This is a genomic window from Tabrizicola sp. (genome assembly GCF_034366665.1).
GTDB lineage: Bacteria > Pseudomonadota > Alphaproteobacteria > Rhodobacterales > Rhodobacteraceae > Tabrizicola.
The window spans coordinates 18665-36552 of sequence record NZ_JAXMMF010000099.1; the positions used below are offsets into that span (position 1 = coordinate 18665).

Here is a 17888-nt window from a genome sequence, read left to right on the forward strand (position 1 = left end):
ACTCCGTTAGCCCTTCACGCCGGTCGAGGCGATCGACGCGATGAAGGCTTTCTGCAGGTAAAGGTAGAAGGCGAGGACGGGAACGGTGATCATGCTCAGGTAGGCCATGACCTCGCCCCAGGCGACGTTGAGCTGGAAGAAGTATTGCAACCCGACCATGACCGGGCGGTAGCCTTCCTCTTGCGTGACCATCAGCGGCCAGAGATACTGGTTGTACATGACGAGGAACTTGAGGATCGCCGCCGTGGCGAAGATCGGGCCGGAGAGCGGCATGACGATCTTGCGGTAGATCTGCCACCACGAGGCGCCCTCGACCCTTGCGGCCTCGATCAGTTCGCCGGGCAGGTCCTTGAAGTACTGGACGAACAGGAAGACCGTCAGGCCGTCGGCGATGAAGGGGATAATCTGGACGCGGTAGCTGTTCAGCCAGCCCCAAGACACGCCGTCGAATCCGACCCAAGGCAGGTGCGCGACCATCATGAGAAGCGGGATGGCGATGGTCTCGAACGGCAGGATCAGCGTGGCGAGGAGAAGGGCCAAAAGCGTGTTGCGGCCCTTCCAGTTCACGAAGACGAAGGCGAACCCCGCGGCCGAGCAGATCAGAAGCGACAGCGCCACCGTGACCCCGGTCACGAGTACGGAGTTGAAGACGAACGTGGCGACCGGCGCGCGCTGGAAGGCGTCGGTGTAGTTCTGCAGGCTGATGTCGCCCACCGGCAGGAAGGCGCGGAGGTTGCCGGAGTCCTGCAAGAGTTGCTGGTCGGGTTTCAGGCTGGACATCAGCATGAAGACCAGCGGGAAGACGAAGATGATCGCGATCAGGACCAGGACAGCGTAGCGCGTCACCAGCCGAAGGCCGCGGTTGTCGGCAGCTATCATGGCCATCAGGTTTTCTCCCGCGTCAGCCAGCGTTGGATCAGGGAAATCGACAGCACGATCACGAACAGGATCACCGAGATCGCCGAGCCGCCCGAGATGTCCTGCTTGCCATACCCGCGCTCGATGGCCTGGAAGACGATGGTCTGGGTGCTGTCCAAGGGGCCTCCGTTGGTCATGACGTCGATCTGGGCGAACAGGCCGAACGCCTGCATGGTGATGACGATCAGGATCAGGACGGCGGTGTTCCGCAGGCCCGGCCAGGTGATGTAGCGGAAGACCTGCCATTTGGACGCGCCCTCGATGGCGGCGGCCTCGTAGAGGGTGGGCGAGATGGTTTGCAGGCCCGACAGCCAGATCACCATGTGGAAGCCCACGGCCTGCCAGATCGACATGGCGATGATCGACCCCAGGGCGGTGGAAGGGTTGCCCAGCCAGTCTATCGGCGGGATCAGGCCAAAGCTGATGGAGCCAAGAAGGTTGTTCAGAAGGCCCGACTGGCCGTCGTAGATCAGCCGCCAGAGCAGCGAGACGACGACGATCGAGACCACGACCGGCATGAAGTAGATCGCCCGGAAGACGTTGATGCCGCGCAGGCGCTGGTTGATCAGAAGCGCCAGGCCGAGGGCAAGGGCGGCCTGCACCGGGGCGACGATCAGGACGAAGATGAAGGTGTTGACCACGGCCTTCATGAAGACCACGTCGCGGGCAAGGACGTAGGTCCGATCCTCACCGCCCAAGGAGAAGCTGAACCATTCGCGCATCCCGGCAAGCTCGGGGCGGTCGGGGTTGTTGCGGGTCAGTGCCCGCAGCGAGGGGTATTCCGGCGCGCCGTCCTTCATCACGATGGCACCGCTGTCGTCGCGCACCGGCTCCAGCGTGACCATCGTCACGCCCAGAAGCTGGCGATAGTTCGACAGGCCCACGAACTCGGTCGGGTTGGGCGAGATCAGGCGCTGGTTGGTGAAGGAAAAGGCAAAGGCCAGGAAGAAGGGCAGGATCACGAACCCGGCGATCAGAAGGACCGCAGGTCCCGCCATCAGCCAGCCCGTCCGGTTGGACACGGTGAACTTCGACGCCATGATCGCCTCGATGCGTGAAGGGGAAAGGTGGCTGGCGGCGACACCGCCAGCCGAGGTTCTGGGGAGAACCCGGTCCCGGATCGCTCCGGGACCGAAGGCCTTAGTGGCCGTAGCCGCCGTTCTTTTCGATGTCGGCGTTGATCTCGTCCGTCGCAGCGTCCAGCGTTGCGGCCACGTCAGCCCCGTTGGCGATATCGGCCAGGGCCTTTTCGAAGACCTTTGCCTGGACCACGTAGCCCGGCGTCACCGGACGGACCAGCGCGGTCTTGGCCGAGTAGTCGACAAAGACCGACAGCGGGCCACCGGCCTTGTAGTTGTCGACCATTTCAGCCGCCGAAGCCGTCGCCGGGATCAGGCCGATACCGTTCGAGAAGGCGGCCAGGTACTTGTCCTGCAGCGCGAACTCGATGAAGGCCGCAGCGCCTTCCGGGTGCTTCGAGGTGGCCGAGACGCCGAACTGCCAGCTTGCGCCGCCGATCTTCGGGCCGTTGCCAAAGTCGGGCGCGGGCAGGAAGACGGTGTCCTCGAACGCGCCAAGCGCGCCAAGGGCCGCCCAGTTGCCGTTCCACGAGAAGGCGTACTTGCCCGCCGCGAAACCGCCATCGCGGTCAGCCGGATCCTGCGTCGCCTGGGCATAGCCTTCGGTGAAGAGGCTCTGCCACCATTCGCCGAACGCAAGCGCCGCTTCGCCGTTCAGCGCACCTTCGGCGGTCTTGTAGGTCGTCCGGTCAACGATGTCGCCGCCGAAGGACTGCAGGAAGGGCGAGAAGGCGTAGGGGTACCATTCGCCAGTCCAGGCCATGCCAAGGTCAAGCGCGTATTCCCACTTGCCCGCGGCCTTGGCCTTGGCCAGGGCATCCATGAATTCGTCCTTGGTCCAGGGCGCATCGACCGTCGGCGTGCGCAGACCCAGCTCGTCCAGCGTGGACTGGCGGGTCACGAGTGCCACGGCGGCATCCCAGAGGCCGATCGAATAAAGCTGGCCGTTCCAGACGCCCTTGGTGCCGGGCAGGAAGTTGGCGATCTTCGATTCGTCGATCTTCAGCGGCTGCATGTAGCCAGCCCAAGCCCAGTTCGGCATGACCGGGCCGTCCACGTCCAGGATGTCCGGCAGGTTGCCCGCCAGCGCGCCCGCGACGACGGAATCGTTGTAGGCCGCCTGCGGGAAGCTTTGCAGTTCCACTTTCCAGTCGGCTTGAGCACCGTTGAAGTCTGCGATGACTTCGTTGATCAGCTTGAGTTCGACTTCGTTGCCCGCGCCATGATACCACATGGTCAGCGTTTCCTGCGCCTGGGCGACCGAGGCCCAGCTCAGGATCGCGGCCGAAGCCGCGACTGTGAACATCTTCATTTGATTTCCTCCCTCAGGGTTTTGAAAGACACGACGTTCTCGGGGCGCAGCTCGGTGACCGAGGCACGCCAGTGGACTGGCCCGGCCACCAGGACCGGACTGTGGTCATTCCGGCTTTCGCCGGAAATCAGGTGAATCAGACGCTCTCCCGCCCGGACGCCGAGGGCGTTGTAGGGCAGGTCCACCGTCGTCAGCGGGGGATACAAGGTCTCGGCGATGGCGCGGTAGTTGTCGAAACCCGCCACGCCGATCTCGTCCGGCATCTTGCGACCCATCGACCGCAGGATGCCGTAGACCATCATCGCCATCTGATCGTTGCCGCAGCACAGGACCGTCGGCGGCTGGGGCAAGCGCAGCATCCGGTCGATGGTGTCCCACAAGAGCTGCGGTCCGGTCTCCGGCTGGTCGAAATCCACATTCGCCAGAAGGGCAGGATCGAACGCCAGCCCCGCCTCCTCCAGCGCCTCGCGGTAGCCTTGCGGGCGCAGGCGGCCCGCCACCATGTCCGGGCGCAGCGACAGATAGGCGATGCGCCGATGCCCCGCGCCGATCAGCCGGCGCACAAGGTCGCACTGCAGCCGCCGGTCGTCCGGGACAACCGCAGGCGTCCCGCGCGCGTCGAAACAGTTGGCAAGCACCAGCGGCGTGTCGTCGGGCAGCTGCGGCAGGTTCACTTCCTGATGGTATTCGGCGACGTAGATCAGCCCTTCGACGCGGTGCGACAGGAAGGTGTCGATCAGATGCGGCACGCGCTCGTTGCGGCCCGCGGTGTCGGCGATCATCACCGTCATGCCGGAGGATTCCAGCGCGCGCTGAATACCCTGCACGATGTAAAGGTCGGGCAGGCCCTGCTGGGTCGAAGGCTGGTTCTTGGTGGAAATCGCGCCGGTGATCAGCCCGATGATCCCGGACTTCTGCGCCCGCATCATCCTTGCGGCGTTGGACCGGACATAGCCCAGCTCGCGCATGGCGGCTTCTACCGCCTCACGCGTCTTTTCGCCCACGGGACCGTCCGAGTTCAGCACCCGGCTGACCGTCTTCGGCGAAACCCCGGCACGGCGCGCAACATCATAGATTGTCGACATGCCCCCTCCCCGAAGCTTGCGACCTCACCGAGCGAGTGACATCGGTGTCATGACATCGATGTCATAGACGACCAGATTCTGTCAAGGCCCACCTTTTCCTGTCAGGGCCAGGCGGGTAGCGGGTCGGTCCGGGGGCGGCTCTTGGTGATCAGGATGTCAGCGGTGCATGAACAGACTTCGGCCGCGCACAGGACCGGTCCCTGCGGCAGGGCGATGGGGCCGCCAAGCCGACCGATGTCACCGCCGACCGCGCAGACGGCCCGGGTGATGGTGCCATTGTCCCGCACCCGCAGCGACTCCAGCCCCGCGTTGCAGAGATAGCCGCGCCAGCGGTTCTGGCCTTGCAGGACAAACTCGTTGGCGCGGCGATTGGCCCGCCTGCCGTCGGCCCCCTGCACGGTCATCAGGCCGCGCGGCATGATCCCCTGCTGCGCCGAGGTCTGGGCCAGCCCGCCCTGCATGACGGCAAGCTGATCCGCCGTGTAGTCAAAGAGCGTATCGCCAAACCCCACCCGCAGCGGCTTCAACGTGATCGACACGGCTGGCATCGCCGCACGCAGGGCCTGGGCTTCGTCATAGGTCCGGTCAAAGTGGTCAGGCCGCATCGTGATGTTGACATGGACCGCCATCCGGTCAGCCAGAAGCCGCCCCACCGCGCGGAAATGGTCAAGCTCGGCGAATTCGTTGTGATAGGTCAGGATCACGCTGTCCAGGTGGGGGGCGATCTTCTCCCAAAAGCGCAGAGTGCGTGAGCCGTTCGAGATCAGGCTGACCGAAAACCCCTGGGCCGAGGCCGCCTCAAGAAGCCGGATGATCTGGGGATGCATCGTCGGCTCGCCCCCGGTGAACTGCAGCCAGACCCGCTTGCCACGAAAGTCCATGTAATGCGCGCGCAGCTGGTCGTAAAAGGCAACCACATCCTCGACCCGCTGCCAGGCGACCGATCCGTCGTGCAGCGCCTTGGGGCAATAGCTGCAGGCATAGCTGCAAGCATTGCCCAGCGTCCAGTCCACCAGAACGACGCGCGAATGGTCGGCATTGGCGTGTTCGATCAGATCGAAAGGGTGCAGAGGATCAGACATGAAATCAATAGATTAGTGGAGCATGCCACGAGCATTTGACTCGTCCTGCGCACAGAATATGCTAAGGTTGGCTTGATTGATACAGATGTTGTTTTGCCGACCCCTCCCTCGGTCAGGTAGGTCCATGACGACAGGGTTTCCCTTCCTGATGCTGCTGCGGGCGATCCTGGTGATGGCCGGCGTCCTGGTGACCGCAGTCGCAGGGCACGCGCAGGACCGCTGGGCGCTGGTCCTGGGCATCGCGAGTTATGACAGCGACCGCATCGCCTCGCTGAAGAACACGCTGAACGATTCCCGCACGATCGCCGCAGCGCTGAACGACAAGGGCTTCAAGGTCTACTACCTTGAGAACGCCGCAAAGGGCGAGATCGACAGCGCCATCGAGCTGATCGAGACGGAACAGCGCAACGCCGAGATCGGCCTGCTGTATTTCGCCGGTCACGCGATCCAGCTGGATGGCGAGAACTTCATCCTGCCCTCGGACCTTGATCCGGCCCGGTCGACACCGCTGCGCGAGCAGGCGATCTCGGTCAATGCGGTGGTGACGCGGATCAACGCGATGGGCACGAAAAGCCTGGTCGTGATCCTGGACGCCTGCCGCAACTCGCCCCTGCCCGGCGAAAGTGCAGCGGGCACCGGCCTGGCCCTGGTCGATGCGCCCGCGAACACGATCATCGCCTATTCCACCGCGCCGGGTGAGGTGGCCTTTGACGGGACTGGGGTGAACAGCCCCTATACCGCCGCACTCGCCTCGGCGCTGGACGGGGCCGAGGCGGACATCCGCGACGTGCTGCGCCTGGTGCGCGCGCGGGTCCGCCTGGCCACCGGCGGGGCGCAGATGCCCTGGTACATCGACAACACCCGCACGCCGATCCCGATCAGCCCGCGCAGCGGAACGGCTCCCGCGGCGCTGGTGGACCTGGTCAAGGGCCGCGAGATCGATCTGTCGACCACCGCCTGGCTGACCGTGGCGGCCAGCGCCGACCCACGCGACTTCCAGCTATTCCTGGACCTTTTCCCGCAGGACCAGCTGGCCGAGGCTGCTGAACGCCAGCTGGTCCTGATCGAGGCCGAACCCGCCCCCGACTTCCCGCTGATGGAGATCGAGGTCGACGGGCCGGGCCGTGAGATCCCGGATGGGCTGATGGCCGAGGTCACGGCCTGCGACCTGCTGGCGACCGGCGTCGGCGATGTCATGGCGGTGACCGATCCGGTGCCGCATGACCTGGTGAACACCCGCGCCGCGATGCGCGCCTGTGTCGAGGCGGTGAAGAACGACCCGGAAAACCCTCGGCTGGTCGGCATCCTGTCGCGTGTCCTGCGGCTGGCGAACCGCTATGACGAGGCGTTGCATTATGCAGAACTCGCGGCCGAACTGGGCAACCCGACCGCCTATCTGGGCGTCGCCAGCTTCTACCGGCAGGGCATTGGCGTGACCCCGGACTATGCCCGCGCCTTCCAGGCGGCGCGCAAGGGGGCGCTTCTGGGCTCGCCCCAGGCGCAGATGGTCACCGGGGTCTATTTCCGCGAAGGCTGGGGTGTGGAACAGTCCTACCCCGAAGCCCAGCGCTGGCTGCGGCTGGCCATGCAGAATGGCCATTCGCACGCCTTCGTCGCCTACGGGGATTTCTACCGCAAGGGCTTTGGTGTGCCAGTCGACGAGGCGAAAGCGCTGGACTACTACCGGCAGGCCGCCGTCCTTGGCAGCTCGGACGCCAAGAACCTGATCGGTATCGCCTACCTGCGTGGCAAGGGCGTCAAGCAGGACCGGGAAACCGGCATCCAGTGGCTGGTGCAGTCCAGCGACGAGGGCAACCCCTTCGCGGCCTTCCAGCTTGGCCGCGCCTTCCAGGAGGGGTTGGGGGTCAAGCAGGACCTCAAGACCGCGCTGGCCTATTACCGGCTGTCGGCGCAGCGCAACTACCTGGGCGCCTATATCCGCATCGGCGACATGCTTCGCCAGGGTGCGGGGGGCAAGGCAGACCTGCCCGAGGCCCTTGCCAACTACATCATCGCGCGTGAGGCGGCGATCCTGCGCGACACGATCGATTCCAAGGAAGAACTGGCCGAGGCGCAGGCCCGCATCGCCGAAGTCACGGCCGAGATGACGCCCGAGCAGACAGCGGCGGGAGAGACCATCGCCGCCGACTGGATCGCACAATACGGGCTTCTGGACTTCAACCTTGTCAGCGAATGACACGGCGCGGCTGCGTGACTTTCCTGCGGTCTTCCTGTCCTACGACGAACCCTGGGCCGACCGGAACTGGCTGGACCTGAAGGCAATCCTCCCACGCGCGGTCCGGGTGCATGGGGTCAAGGGGCTGGACGCCTGCCACAAGGCCGCCGCCGCAGCGGTCCCGGGCGACTGGGTGGTGACGGTCGACGCCGATACCCGGATCAGCCCGGCCCTGGCCGATGCGCCAGTGGACGCGTCCCTGCTGACCGGCAACTTCCGCCTGGACTGGCTGGCGCGCAATGTGGTCAACGGGCTGTGGAGCGGCAACGGCTGCGTGAAGCTGTGGCCCAAGGCACTGATTGCCGAGATGCGCACCCACGAGGCCGCGCCCGACGGCACCTTGTCCCTGGATCACGACGTGGCGGCGATCCGGCACGGCAAGTCGGCCCAGGTCACCATGCCCGAGCGCGCGGTGCGAACCGATCCGGCGGCGACGGCCTTCCACGCCTTTCGGGCCGGTCTGCGCGAGACAGCCTTCCTGCGCAGCCTGGCCGAGCAGTCGGCCCAGCGGCAAGGCAAGGCGGGCTGGCAGTCCGAATCCGACCTTCTTCGACTGATCATGATCTGGTGCATGGTCGGTCGGCAGGCGCTCAACGGTCGCTGGATGCTTTATGGCGCGCGGCTGGGTATGGCGCTTGCCGACCTTTGGCCGGACTGGGACCTGCGGCAGATCAACGACCATGACGCGATAAGCCAGCTTTGGACCCAACGGATTCAGCCGAGGTTCCAGCGCGGAAGACCCAGGTCCAACGAGGGGGTGGCCTGGAATTGGGCGGCGCTTGAGGCTGATCTGGCCGAACTGGCCCGCAGAATCTCGGATCTGGGCGGGCCGGAGCTGCCTGAACTGGATGCCGCCAAGTCGGGCGCGCTGGCGCGGACGGACCTTCTGGCCTCTCCCGTCCGTCCTGCCCGTCTGGACGCGCTTGGGGTTCGGCTGCTTGCTGCGGCACGGACACCGGAAGCAAAGGCCGTGGCCCGCGCTGTGCTGGAGCAGGCAGCGATCCAGGGCCATCCGGCTGCGCATTTCAACCTGGGCAGGTTGCTCGAACGCCCGTCCAGCCCTGATCCTGCGCGCGCCGCCTGGCATCTGGCCGTCGCGGCCCGGCTGGGCAACGCCGCTGCGCAGACCCGGTTGCAGGCCCTGCGGACCGAGGGGGCCGATCTGCCGACGGCGCGGCTGGCGGCAGAACTGCCCCTGGTCCGGCCCGGCGCAAAGGGTGCCACGCGGCCGACCGGCGCTACCCTGTGCCTGGCGCTGGACAAGGGCGTGACGCTTCTGCCGCAAGCGGCGTTGCATGTGCCGGACCCGGCCCTGGTTTCGGCCGGGACGGTGCTTGGCTACCTGTCGATCTGTCCCGTCACCGGCCTGCCGCGCCCGCGCGGCATCCGGTTGACCCGAGCCGACCGGCTGGCAGAGCCCGCCGCTGCGGTCCTGCCGCTGGTGCTTGGCAGCTTGCCGCCGCCTCAGGATGCGGCGACAGCCCTGCAGGGCGGGTTGGCCGACCCCCTGGCCGACCTGCCGCCCGTCCTGGCCACCCTGGGACGGGACGCCCCGTTCGGCGATCACTGGGTCCTCGGCAGCCTTCTCGCCCGCCTTGGGCACGTGCCGCGGGGACCTGAGCTGCAGCAGCTTGCCACACGGTCGCCGCAGGCGCTGGACACGCAGATTGTCAGCCTGGCCCGCCAGCTTGAGCTGCAGGCCGACGCCGAGGTCCCGGTCTGGTCCGCCGCGGAAAGCCGCGCGGTGAAGCGCAAGCTGCCGCTCGTGGCGTCGCGCGCGGCCTGGGTGGCCACCGCCAACGCGCTGTCCGGTCTGGGACCGACCCGGCAGCGGCAAGCGGCACTGTTTCATGCGGCGGCGCGGTCGATCTGGGGGGATGACCCGGTCGGCCGCTAGCGCAGCAGGGTCGCGACCAGACCCGAAGACCGGCAGAGGCTTCCGTTCGTGAAGGTCCCCGCCGACCCTTGATCAAAGGCCACGGTCGCCTTTGACCGCGCGCTGCTGCCAAGCGCCTGATAGCGCCGGGTGACCGAATGCACCTCGGATATCGCGTAGCCCGAGCCGTCAGCCGCGCGGGTCAGGCGGACCGTCGATCTGCTATCAACCGCCCGCTGGATCAGGCCGGGCGTCGTGAAGCCTTCCATCAGCACCGCCTCGGGTGCTGTGGCCGGAAACTCGGCACGGTTGCCCATCGCGACCTGAACATAGGTGCCGCAATCGATCAGCCGCAGATCGCGTGAGGACAGCGTCACCGAGGTCGCCCCGGCCCGGACGGTCCCAAGTCCCGCCTCGCGCAGGATCATCGCGACCGCGGCGGGGTCCTTGTCGGTGGCCACGAAGTCGACGCCCTTTGTCGCGGGAGCGGTGTAGTACAGCCCGTCCTCGGCCGGCGCGGTGCCGACGCAACCGGCAAGCCCAAGGCCCAGGACAAGGATGACGGTCCATCTCATTGGTAGGGCGCTCCTACGGTCCGGGGGGCCTTGGGACGTGCCGGGGCGACGGGAGTGATCGCCCGCGGCTGGCCGATTGCCCCCAGCTTGCCCAGTGCCGCAACCGCTTCGTCGACATAGTCTCCGGCGGGGTAAAGACTGAGATACAGATAGAAGGCGTCGGGGGTGTTCTGCTTCAGCGCGGCTTCCCAGGCCTCGACCTCGCCCCGAGTGGCGGCCGAGGCGAAGGTGCCACCCATCAGCGCCATGAAGAAGGCTTTCCAGAACGACGCAAGTCGTGAAACCCGGGCCATGCGCAACCTCTCAACCATGTGAGGGACGGTCTACCTGCCTGATGACGGTAGCATGAGTTCCCGTGATTGAGAAGTGTTCCCTGTGCTGGACCGGGCCGCAAGGATGGCCGGATGCGCCCAGCCGGGTGCAACCCGCAAGAGGTCCTGCGCCCTTTCGCCGTCCCAGTCGCAGCCGACGACCTGCCAGAAGTCGAAGACCCGGCCCAGACGCCGAAAGCTGTGATCGACTGCAGCGGCATGTCCGCCGGGGACCAACAGCGCCGAACGGGCCGGCCAGGGCACGAACTCGAACCGCACCTCGCGCGAGGTGACGCAAAGCTGCGGAATGTCGTCGGCCACCAGAAGGCACTGCACCCCGCGGCGCAGGCAGAAGGCCCGGTGTGCTGCCAGACGGGGCACCAGGTCACGCGCGTCACCGACATGGACCAGCGCCCAGCTGACCGGGCTGGGGGCAGCATCGGGTGCACCGTCGGGCGCGCGTGCGGCCTGCCGTCCGGCGGCCAGCGCCCTGGAAATGCGCCTGAACATCGCTTGCCCCCCTCTTGCCCCTTGGCTTGGACCGCCAACCGGTGTGCAATGCCGGTGTGCAAGGACTGTGACGCCGAAACCGGGATGCAGCAAGAATGCAGGTGGACGTTCTTATCGTAGGCGACTTCCGGTTTCCTGGCGGCACGTCCACGTCCATCGCCTCGGAAGCGCGTGCGCTGGCGGCGGCCGGATACCGGCTTGGCCTTCTGTCGATTGCCACCGGGCCACTGTCCGATCTCAGGCCGATCCACCCCGAGATCAGCGCATTGGCCGACACCGGGCTGGCCCGTTTCGTCCCCCCGCGCCAGCCGGTGACGGCGGAACTGACGCTGCTGCACCATCCCTCGGTCTTCGAACGGCTTCCCGCCGTGCCGCCCCGCGTCACCAGCCACCGCAGCCTGATGATCGTGCACCACCCGGCGGTCGATGCGGCGGGGGTCGCGCAATATGACACGGCGCAAGTGGCCGCCCTGGCCGAGGCGCTGTTCGGCCCGGTGACCTGGGCCCCGGTCGGCCCGAAGGTGCGCGCCAGCCTGGAGCAACGGGTGTCACCCCCCCCGATGACGCCCGAGGACTGGGTCAACATCATCGACCCGCAGGATTGGACGGCCGACCACCCTTCCCTGCCCCGCGAAATTCCGGTGATCGGCCGCCACAGTCGGCCCGAGATCGCGAAATGGCCCGACACCCGCGACACGTTCCTGGCCGCCTATCCCGACACGCCGGACCTTGCCGTGCGCCTTCTGGGCTATTCCGAGGCGCTGGACGGGATCGTGGGCGAAAGGCCGGCGAACTGGGATGTGCTGCCCTTTGGCGCGATGCCTTCCCGCGACTTCCTGCACAGTCTGGACTACTTTTCGTATTTCCACAGCTCCCGCTGGATCGAGGCTTTCGGCCGGTCGATCCTTGAGGCGATGGCCTCGGGCCTCGTCTGCCTGCTGCCGCCGCACTTCGAAGACCTGTTCGGCAATGGCGCCGTCTATTGCACCCCCGCCGAGGTCGCGGGCCATGTCCGCCGTCTGGAACGCGATCCCGGGGCCAAGGCGGCCCTGTCGGACCGGGCGCGTCGGATCGTGGCGGACCGCTATGGTCCCCGCGTCGCCGTGGCCCGCGTTGCCGCCCTGATCGGCCCGCCCCGGTCGCAGGCTGTCCCTGCCGACATTGTCCGGCCGCGCGTGCTGTATTTCACCTCGAACGGCGTCGGGATGGGGCATCTGACGCGCTGCATGGCCTCGGCCCGCCGCCTGTCCCCGGCTGTCGAGCCGGTCATCGTCACGATGAGCAAGGCCTTCGGGGTGGTCCGCGACGAGGGCATGCTTGTCGAATACCTGTGCTATTTCAGGGCTCTGGACATCCCGCATTCCGTCTGGACGGCCAAGCTCTCTGGCGAACTGGCCGAAATCCTGGACTACTATGCCCCCGAGGTTTTCGTCTTCGACGGCAATGTCCCTTACGAAGGCATGCTGGCCGCTTTGGACCTGCATCCCCAGATCTGGCGCGTCTGGCAGCGGCGGCCCTTGTGGCGGCCCGGCACGGGGGACGAGGCGCTTGATCTAAGCAAGGAATTCGATGTTGTCATCGAACCGGCCGAGCTTGCGGCACCAGTGGACCGGGGACCGACGGTTGATCGCACCGACCGCAGATTGAAGGTCCCGCCAGTCCGCTTCCTGGACAGGGACGAGGCCCTGCCCCGCCCTGCGGCGCGCGCCCTTCTGGGGCTGGACCCGGACCGGCCTGCGGTGCTTTTGCAACTGGGGGCGGGCAACAACTTTGACTTCGGCACCGCGGCGCACCTGGTGTTCGATCTGGCCGAGCCCTTACTTGGACCGCGCAGCGATCTGCAGGTCGTCTTTGCCCGCTGGCGGATTTCCGAAACCGCCACGCCGCTGCCCGCGCATGTCCGCCTGCTGGACACCTTCCCGATCTCGCGCCACCTGAACGCCTTTGATTTCGCGGTCGCCTCGGCGGGTTACAACACGTTCCACGAGAACATCGCCGCCGCCTTGCCCACGCTCTTTGTGGCCAACGACCACCCCGAGCAGGATGAACAGTGGCTGCGGGCCGACTATGCGGCGCTGCGGGGCCTCGCCTTGGCGGCGCGGGCCGACGACATCCACGCCTTGCGCCGCGGCCTGGACGCGCTCTTGCGCCCCGACATCCGCACCCGGATTGCCGCCGCCTGCACAGCCGCCAGCCTGACGAACGGAGCCACTCCGACGACGCGGTTTCTGGAGGGGCTTGCGATGACCCGCAAAGCCAGCATCCTTGCCTTCCGCCCCGTCGAACCCGAGGCCGCGGGATGACCGCAGCCCACGCCCAGGTGACGGTCGGGATGCCGACCCTGAACAACGCGGGCACGCTGCAGCGGGCCATCGCTTCGGTCCGCGCCCAGACCTTTGGCGACTGGCAGTTGATCATCAGCGACGACGGCTCGGTCGACGGCACCGACCAGATCGCCCGGCGCGCGGCCGATGAGGACCCGCGCATCCGGCTGATCCGGCAACCGGTGCGGCTGGGGTTCCTGAACTTCAAGGTCCCGCTGGATCAGGCCACGACGCCCTTCTTTGCCTGGCTGGCCGGAGACGACCATTGGCATCCAGATTTCCTGCGCCTGACCCTGCAGGCCCTGCAGGCAGCGGGACCGGCCGTCTCGGCCCTGCCGCAAGCCGCCTTCATCGGTCCGGCAGAGCGGCCCATCCCGAACCTGGGCTTTCTGAAGGGCGACGCCGCGGGGCGGATCCGCCGCTACCTGGCCCATCCCGGCGGCACCCGGATGTATGGGTTGATACGGACCGACCTCGTGCGGGCGGCCTTTCCGCCCAAGGGGTTCCACGCCTTCGACTGGTATCTGATGGTCCGGCTTCTGGCGGAAGGACCACAGTTGTCACTGCCGCAGACCCTCCTTTACCGCGAAGAGACACCCTGGTGGCGCTATGCCAAGGATCATGCCGCGACGCATCCCACGGGGCTGTCGGGGGCGTTTCCGGCGCTGGAGATGTCGCGGCGCCTGATCCGCGACAAGGCCATCCCCGCGCGCGCCCTGCCCGCCCTGATCGGGTTGAACCTGCGCAAGCACGAAGAGATCGTCGCCCTGACCCGGCCCACAGCGTTCCGGCATCGGCGGCTGATCTACCGCAGCCTTGGGTTGCCCATCGCCCGCGACCCCACCCGCCAGCGCCAGATCGCCGAAGGGCTCGCCGGACCGGCACTCTCCCCCGCCCAGCCGCGCCGGACCGACGCCCGCACCGACGTGACGGCGATCCTGACGTTCCGCAACGCGTCCCTGACCCTGGCCGCTGCGCTGGATCACCTGGACAACCTGGGCTGCCGGGTGATCGCCATCGACCACGGCTCGACCGACGCCAGCCGCAGCATCGCCGCCGCCCGGCTGGGAGGGCTGGTCGACAAGCTGATCGACGAGCCCTGGACCGGAACCTTCGACCTGCAGCGCCAGTTGCGGCTGAAGCGGCAGCTGATCAAAGCTGCAACAACAGGCTGGGTCCTGCACGCCGACGCCGACGAGTTCCTTGACCCGCCCACCGGCACGACACTGGCGGATGCCCTGGCCCAGGCCGACGTGTCCGGGTCCCAGGCCTTTGCCTGCGATGAACAGCTCTTCGTTCCGCTGCACGAGGACGAGGAACACGATTCCCTGACCTTCCAGGCCACGATGACCGCGCGGGTCACCCTGCAGGAACACGATCCCAAGCAGCGCCTCTTTCGCCGCGATGCCGGTCTGGACCTTTGGCTGCGGACCGGCGGCCACAGCGTCACCCGGGACGCGGGCCGCCTTGCCGGGACGCGCCTGACACTGCGCCACTATCCGGGGCTGTCGCTGGACGATCTGCGGGGGCAGTATCTGGCGCGGGTCTTCGCCCCGGACGACCGCGCCCGCCACTGGCACTCAAATCGGGCGGCAGCGCAGGGCTTCCGGATCGTCGCGCCGGACCCGCGGCTTCTTGCGCAAGAGACCACTGTCCGGCACCTGCCGTTCCTGCAAGCCCAACCGCTGCCCGCAACCCGGCCGCTGCCCCTGGGGGCCGACGTTTTCCTGCTGTCGGACCGCAGCGACCCAAGCCTTGCGGCCCGGATCGCGGCGCTTTTGCCCGGATTGCGGGTGGCCGCGGTTGCGGTGACCGACCTTCCGGCAATGCGCCGCATGTGCCCGGTCCTGCATGTCCTGTCGCATCCCGCGCGCCTGCACGGCCGCGGCGTCCAGCGCAGCCAGGAGCGCAGCCGGGCAGAGGACTGGACCCGCCGCATCGCCCTGGCCCGGCATTGGGCGGTCGACCGCAACGCGGCCTATGCCGAGATCCGGGGCGAAGAGCTGGATACCCCTGACCTTTGGTTCGACCGGCTGGTCCGGCTTTGGCAGCCGCCAGTGCTGCGGGGTGCGGAGGGCTTCCTGCCTTCCGCCTCGACGGATATCTGCGCCGCACCTTGGGCCAATCCGGTGCGCAGCATCACCCGGACGCTCGCCGCCGACCTTGGCTACCGGTAGGGGGGGGCGATGGTCGCGACCGTCATCCTGCATGTCGGCCCCTACAAGACCGGCACGACCGCGCTGCAAAAGGCGTTCAGCGCGAATGTCGACCTTCTGGCCCGCCACGGCATCCTCTATCCCCGGACGGGCCGGACCAGAGACAGCCACGCCATCCTTGCCGAAGCGCTCTTCCGCGGGGACCCGTCCGGACTTGCGGACCTGGCCCGCGAAAGCGAAGGATGGCGGACCGTCCTGATCTCGTGCGAGCATCTTTCGGCGCTGAACCAAGACGGCCTGACGGCCCTGCGGGGCGCCTTTCCGCAAGCGGCATTCCGCGTCGCCTATGCGCTGCGCCGATTGGTCCGGCTTTGGCCCTCGCATTGGGCCGAGCTTGTGAAGCACGGCCAGGTCCTGTCCTTTCCCGGATACCTGGACCGCGTGGCCCAGCGCGATGACAGGCCCTTCTTCGCCCCGATCCTGCCCGCGCGGCAGTTGGACCGGCTGGCCGATGTCTTCGGGGTCAGCGCCCTGCACCTGTCGCTCTACGACCAGGCACAGGCCGAGAGCTTGGACCTGGGCCCGGCCTTCATCGACGACCTTCTGGGTCTGGGCCAGATCGCACCGGCCTTTGCGACCCGCCGTGCGAACCCCAGCCCCTCGGGCCTGGAAACCGCGCTGGTCTATCTTCTTGGCCGTCATGCGGGACCCCGGACCAACCATCCGACAAAGCGCGTGGCGCGGGCGTTGCTGCTTGATCTGCTGCGCCACGACCCGCCGCCCTGGCGTCAGCCGCTGCAGGACGCCCTGGCGCAGACCGATCGCATCGCCTTTGACAACACTCATCCTTTGGTCACCCTGGAACAGGCGGCGCTGGCTGCCCGCTATGCAACCCAGGTCCCCGAAGGCGTCAAGGCTTACCTGCAAGCCGACCGCACAGAAGTGCCCGATCTGGAGAAGCTGCGGCTGGACCCCGATCCGTCACGACTGTTGGCCCGGACCTTCGACAGCCTTATGTCCGCTGTGCAGCCGGACTGGACTCCACCGGGCTAACCGCGAGACGGGTCTGGAAAGCTGGGCTTGGATTTGTCCCGGCTTGGTCTAAGCTGCATCCATCGCAGCCCTTCCCGGGACCATTCGCGGATGAATTGCAACGCGCCATTGATCAACCGCCGGATTTTGCGGCTGCATGCGGAAAACGCCGCTTTCGTCGCGTCGCAACTGCGGCTTGGTCAGGACGGCCCGAACTTCCGCCTGGTCGAACTTTTCGATCTGGAATGTCGTCTGGGCGGTCATCTTGACGCGCTGGTTATGGGCCGCGAGGCCGGAGTGGACCTGGCGCTGGAAGCGCTGGCCACCGCTGCCGAATTCGGTGAGGTCTTCACCGCCTTTCACGTCTGCCTGCACGCCCGCCCCGACCTGCCCCTGGCCAGCATCGCCCCGTCCGAGGCGCTGATCTGGGATCAGGTCTCGGCCCTTGGCGCGGCGGCGTCGTGGTGCGCGCCCGACCTGATGGCGGCCAGGATGCGCGATTGGATCGGCGGGCTCGACCCGATGGCCACCTGGATCGCGCTGGACGTCTGCGGGTTGCGCCGGATCGATCCCAAGGGGCACCTGAAGCCGCTTCTGTCGCACCGGGACCCCCGCGTCGCCGCCCGCGCCATGCAGCTTGCTGCCGAACTGGGCCGCGCCGACCTGGCCGCGGACCTGGCCCGGCTGGCCGAAAGCCCGGACCCCAGCTTGCGCTTCCGGGCCGCCTGGGCCGCGGCGTTGCTGGGCGACCGGCGCGCGGCTCCGGCGATCCTGGCGGCGCTTGTGACCCCCGCCACTCCGGCCCGCGAGGCGCGGCAGGTGGCCGAGCTTCTGCCGCTGATCCTGGACGACCGCGCCGCGCGGGCCGCCATCGCGCGGCTGATGTCCGACCGGCAGACCGAACGCTGGGGGATCGTGGCGACCGGGGCGCTGGGGGCAGCCGACACGCTGGACTGGCTCTTGCATCAGATGGCCGAGCCGCTGATGTCGCGGATCGCAGGCGCTGCCTTTTGCCGGATCACCGGGGCGCGGCTTTCAGCTGACTCGCTGGAACTGGCCGAATTCCCCGACGACCCCGACGACCCGGTCGTCGCCTCGTGCCCGCAGGAAAGCTTCATCGAGGCCAAGCTTTACTGGCCCGACCCCGAGAAGCTGGCCCCTTGGCTGGCGGCAAACCGCAGCCGCTTTGTGACCGGCACCCGCCATATCCTTGGCCTGCCCGCCTGGACGATCCAGCCCCCGATCGAGACCACCGCGACCTACCAGCTGGACCAGCGCGCCGTGGCGCTGGAGCTTGCCGTGCGTGCCCCCGACGCCCCCTTGCCGAACTGGCGCGGTGCCGTGGTGCCCCAGCCCAGGGGGTTCACCCGCAAATGGTAGACCGGGCGCAGA

The 17888-nt window shown here is 67.4% G+C and carries 14 protein-coding genes; 6 read left to right on the plus strand and 8 right to left on the minus strand.

The window, feature by feature from the left end; genetic code table 11:
* Window positions 1–6 precede the first annotated feature (6 nt).
* The 5 genes from U1E69_RS13470 to U1E69_RS13490 all read right to left on the minus strand — a co-directional run bounded on the left by U1E69_RS13470 (window position 7) and on the right by U1E69_RS13490 (window position 5476).
* On the minus strand, window positions 7–885 hold the full coding sequence (locus tag U1E69_RS13470) for a carbohydrate ABC transporter permease (RefSeq protein WP_322244887.1): 879 nt from the start codon (window positions 883–885) through the stop codon (window positions 7–9).
* Window positions 885–1958 carry a sugar ABC transporter permease gene (locus U1E69_RS13475; RefSeq protein WP_322244888.1) on the minus strand — a complete coding sequence of 358 codons (1074 nt, stop codon included), beginning with the start codon at window positions 1956–1958 and terminating at the stop codon, window positions 885–887. The genes U1E69_RS13470 and U1E69_RS13475 overlap by 1 nt, the downstream gene beginning before the upstream one ends.
* A 100-nt stretch (window positions 1959–2058) precedes the next feature.
* Window positions 2059–3309, minus strand: a complete 1251-nt coding sequence (locus U1E69_RS13480; RefSeq protein ID WP_322244889.1) for a sugar ABC transporter substrate-binding protein — start codon at window positions 3307–3309, stop codon at window positions 2059–2061.
* On the minus strand, window positions 3306–4394 hold the full coding sequence (locus tag U1E69_RS13485) for a LacI family DNA-binding transcriptional regulator (protein WP_322244890.1): 1089 nt from the start codon (window positions 4392–4394) through the stop codon (window positions 3306–3308). Before U1E69_RS13485 ends, U1E69_RS13480 begins: the two co-directional genes overlap by 4 nt.
* A 101-nt stretch (window positions 4395–4495) precedes the next feature.
* Window positions 4496–5476, minus strand: coding sequence for a radical SAM protein (locus tag U1E69_RS13490; RefSeq protein WP_322244891.1), 981 nt, complete (start codon window positions 5474–5476; stop codon window positions 4496–4498).
* Between the two features lie 124 nt (window positions 5477–5600).
* Between U1E69_RS13490 and U1E69_RS13495 the strand changes: the two genes are divergently transcribed.
* Window positions 5601–7673, plus strand: a complete 2073-nt coding sequence (locus U1E69_RS13495; RefSeq protein ID WP_322244892.1) for a caspase family protein — start codon at window positions 5601–5603, stop codon at window positions 7671–7673.
* Window positions 7660–9609: a hypothetical protein gene (locus tag U1E69_RS13500; protein ID WP_322244893.1), complete on the plus strand. Its 1950-nt coding sequence runs from the start codon at window positions 7660–7662 to the stop codon at window positions 9607–9609. The genes U1E69_RS13495 and U1E69_RS13500 overlap by 14 nt, the downstream gene beginning before the upstream one ends.
* On the opposite strand, the gene U1E69_RS13505 is transcribed toward U1E69_RS13500, so the two are convergent.
* Genes U1E69_RS13505 through U1E69_RS13515 form a run of 3 tightly spaced genes read right to left on the minus strand, consistent with a single transcriptional unit; the run spans window position 9606 to window position 10984 of the window.
* Complete coding sequence (locus U1E69_RS13505) at window positions 9606–10163, minus strand: hypothetical protein (RefSeq protein WP_322244894.1); 558 nt, start codon at window positions 10161–10163, stop codon at window positions 9606–9608. The genes U1E69_RS13500 and U1E69_RS13505 overlap by 4 nt on opposite strands.
* The gene (locus U1E69_RS13510; protein WP_322244895.1) at window positions 10160–10456 is read right to left on the minus strand and encodes a hypothetical protein; all 297 of its coding nucleotides are present in this window, start codon (window positions 10454–10456) and stop codon (window positions 10160–10162) included. The genes U1E69_RS13505 and U1E69_RS13510 overlap by 4 nt, the downstream gene beginning before the upstream one ends.
* Window positions 10457–10486: 30 nt before the next feature.
* Window positions 10487–10984 (minus strand): hypothetical protein, encoded by a 498-nt coding sequence (locus tag U1E69_RS13515; protein WP_322244896.1) that lies wholly within the window; start codon window positions 10982–10984, stop codon window positions 10487–10489.
* Window positions 10985–11079: 95 nt separating this feature from the next.
* Here U1E69_RS13515 and U1E69_RS13520 point away from each other — a divergent pair, with 95 nt between their 5' ends.
* The 4 genes from U1E69_RS13520 (at window position 11080) to U1E69_RS13535 (ending at window position 17876) form a co-directional block, all read left to right on the plus strand.
* Window positions 11080–13287, plus strand: coding sequence for a hypothetical protein (locus U1E69_RS13520; protein ID WP_322244897.1), 2208 nt, complete (start codon window positions 11080–11082; stop codon window positions 13285–13287).
* Complete coding sequence (locus U1E69_RS13525) at window positions 13284–15485, plus strand: glycosyltransferase family 2 protein (RefSeq protein ID WP_322244899.1); 2202 nt, start codon at window positions 13284–13286, stop codon at window positions 15483–15485. The genes U1E69_RS13520 and U1E69_RS13525 overlap by 4 nt, the downstream gene beginning before the upstream one ends.
* 9 nt (window positions 15486–15494) lie before the next feature.
* Complete coding sequence (locus tag U1E69_RS13530; protein ID WP_322244900.1) at window positions 15495–16517, plus strand: hypothetical protein; 1023 nt, start codon at window positions 15495–15497, stop codon at window positions 16515–16517.
* A gap of 90 nt (window positions 16518–16607) precedes the next feature.
* Window positions 16608–17876, plus strand: a complete 1269-nt coding sequence (locus tag U1E69_RS13535; protein WP_322244901.1) for a HEAT repeat domain-containing protein — start codon at window positions 16608–16610, stop codon at window positions 17874–17876.
* Window positions 17877–17888: the final 12 nt, after the last annotated feature.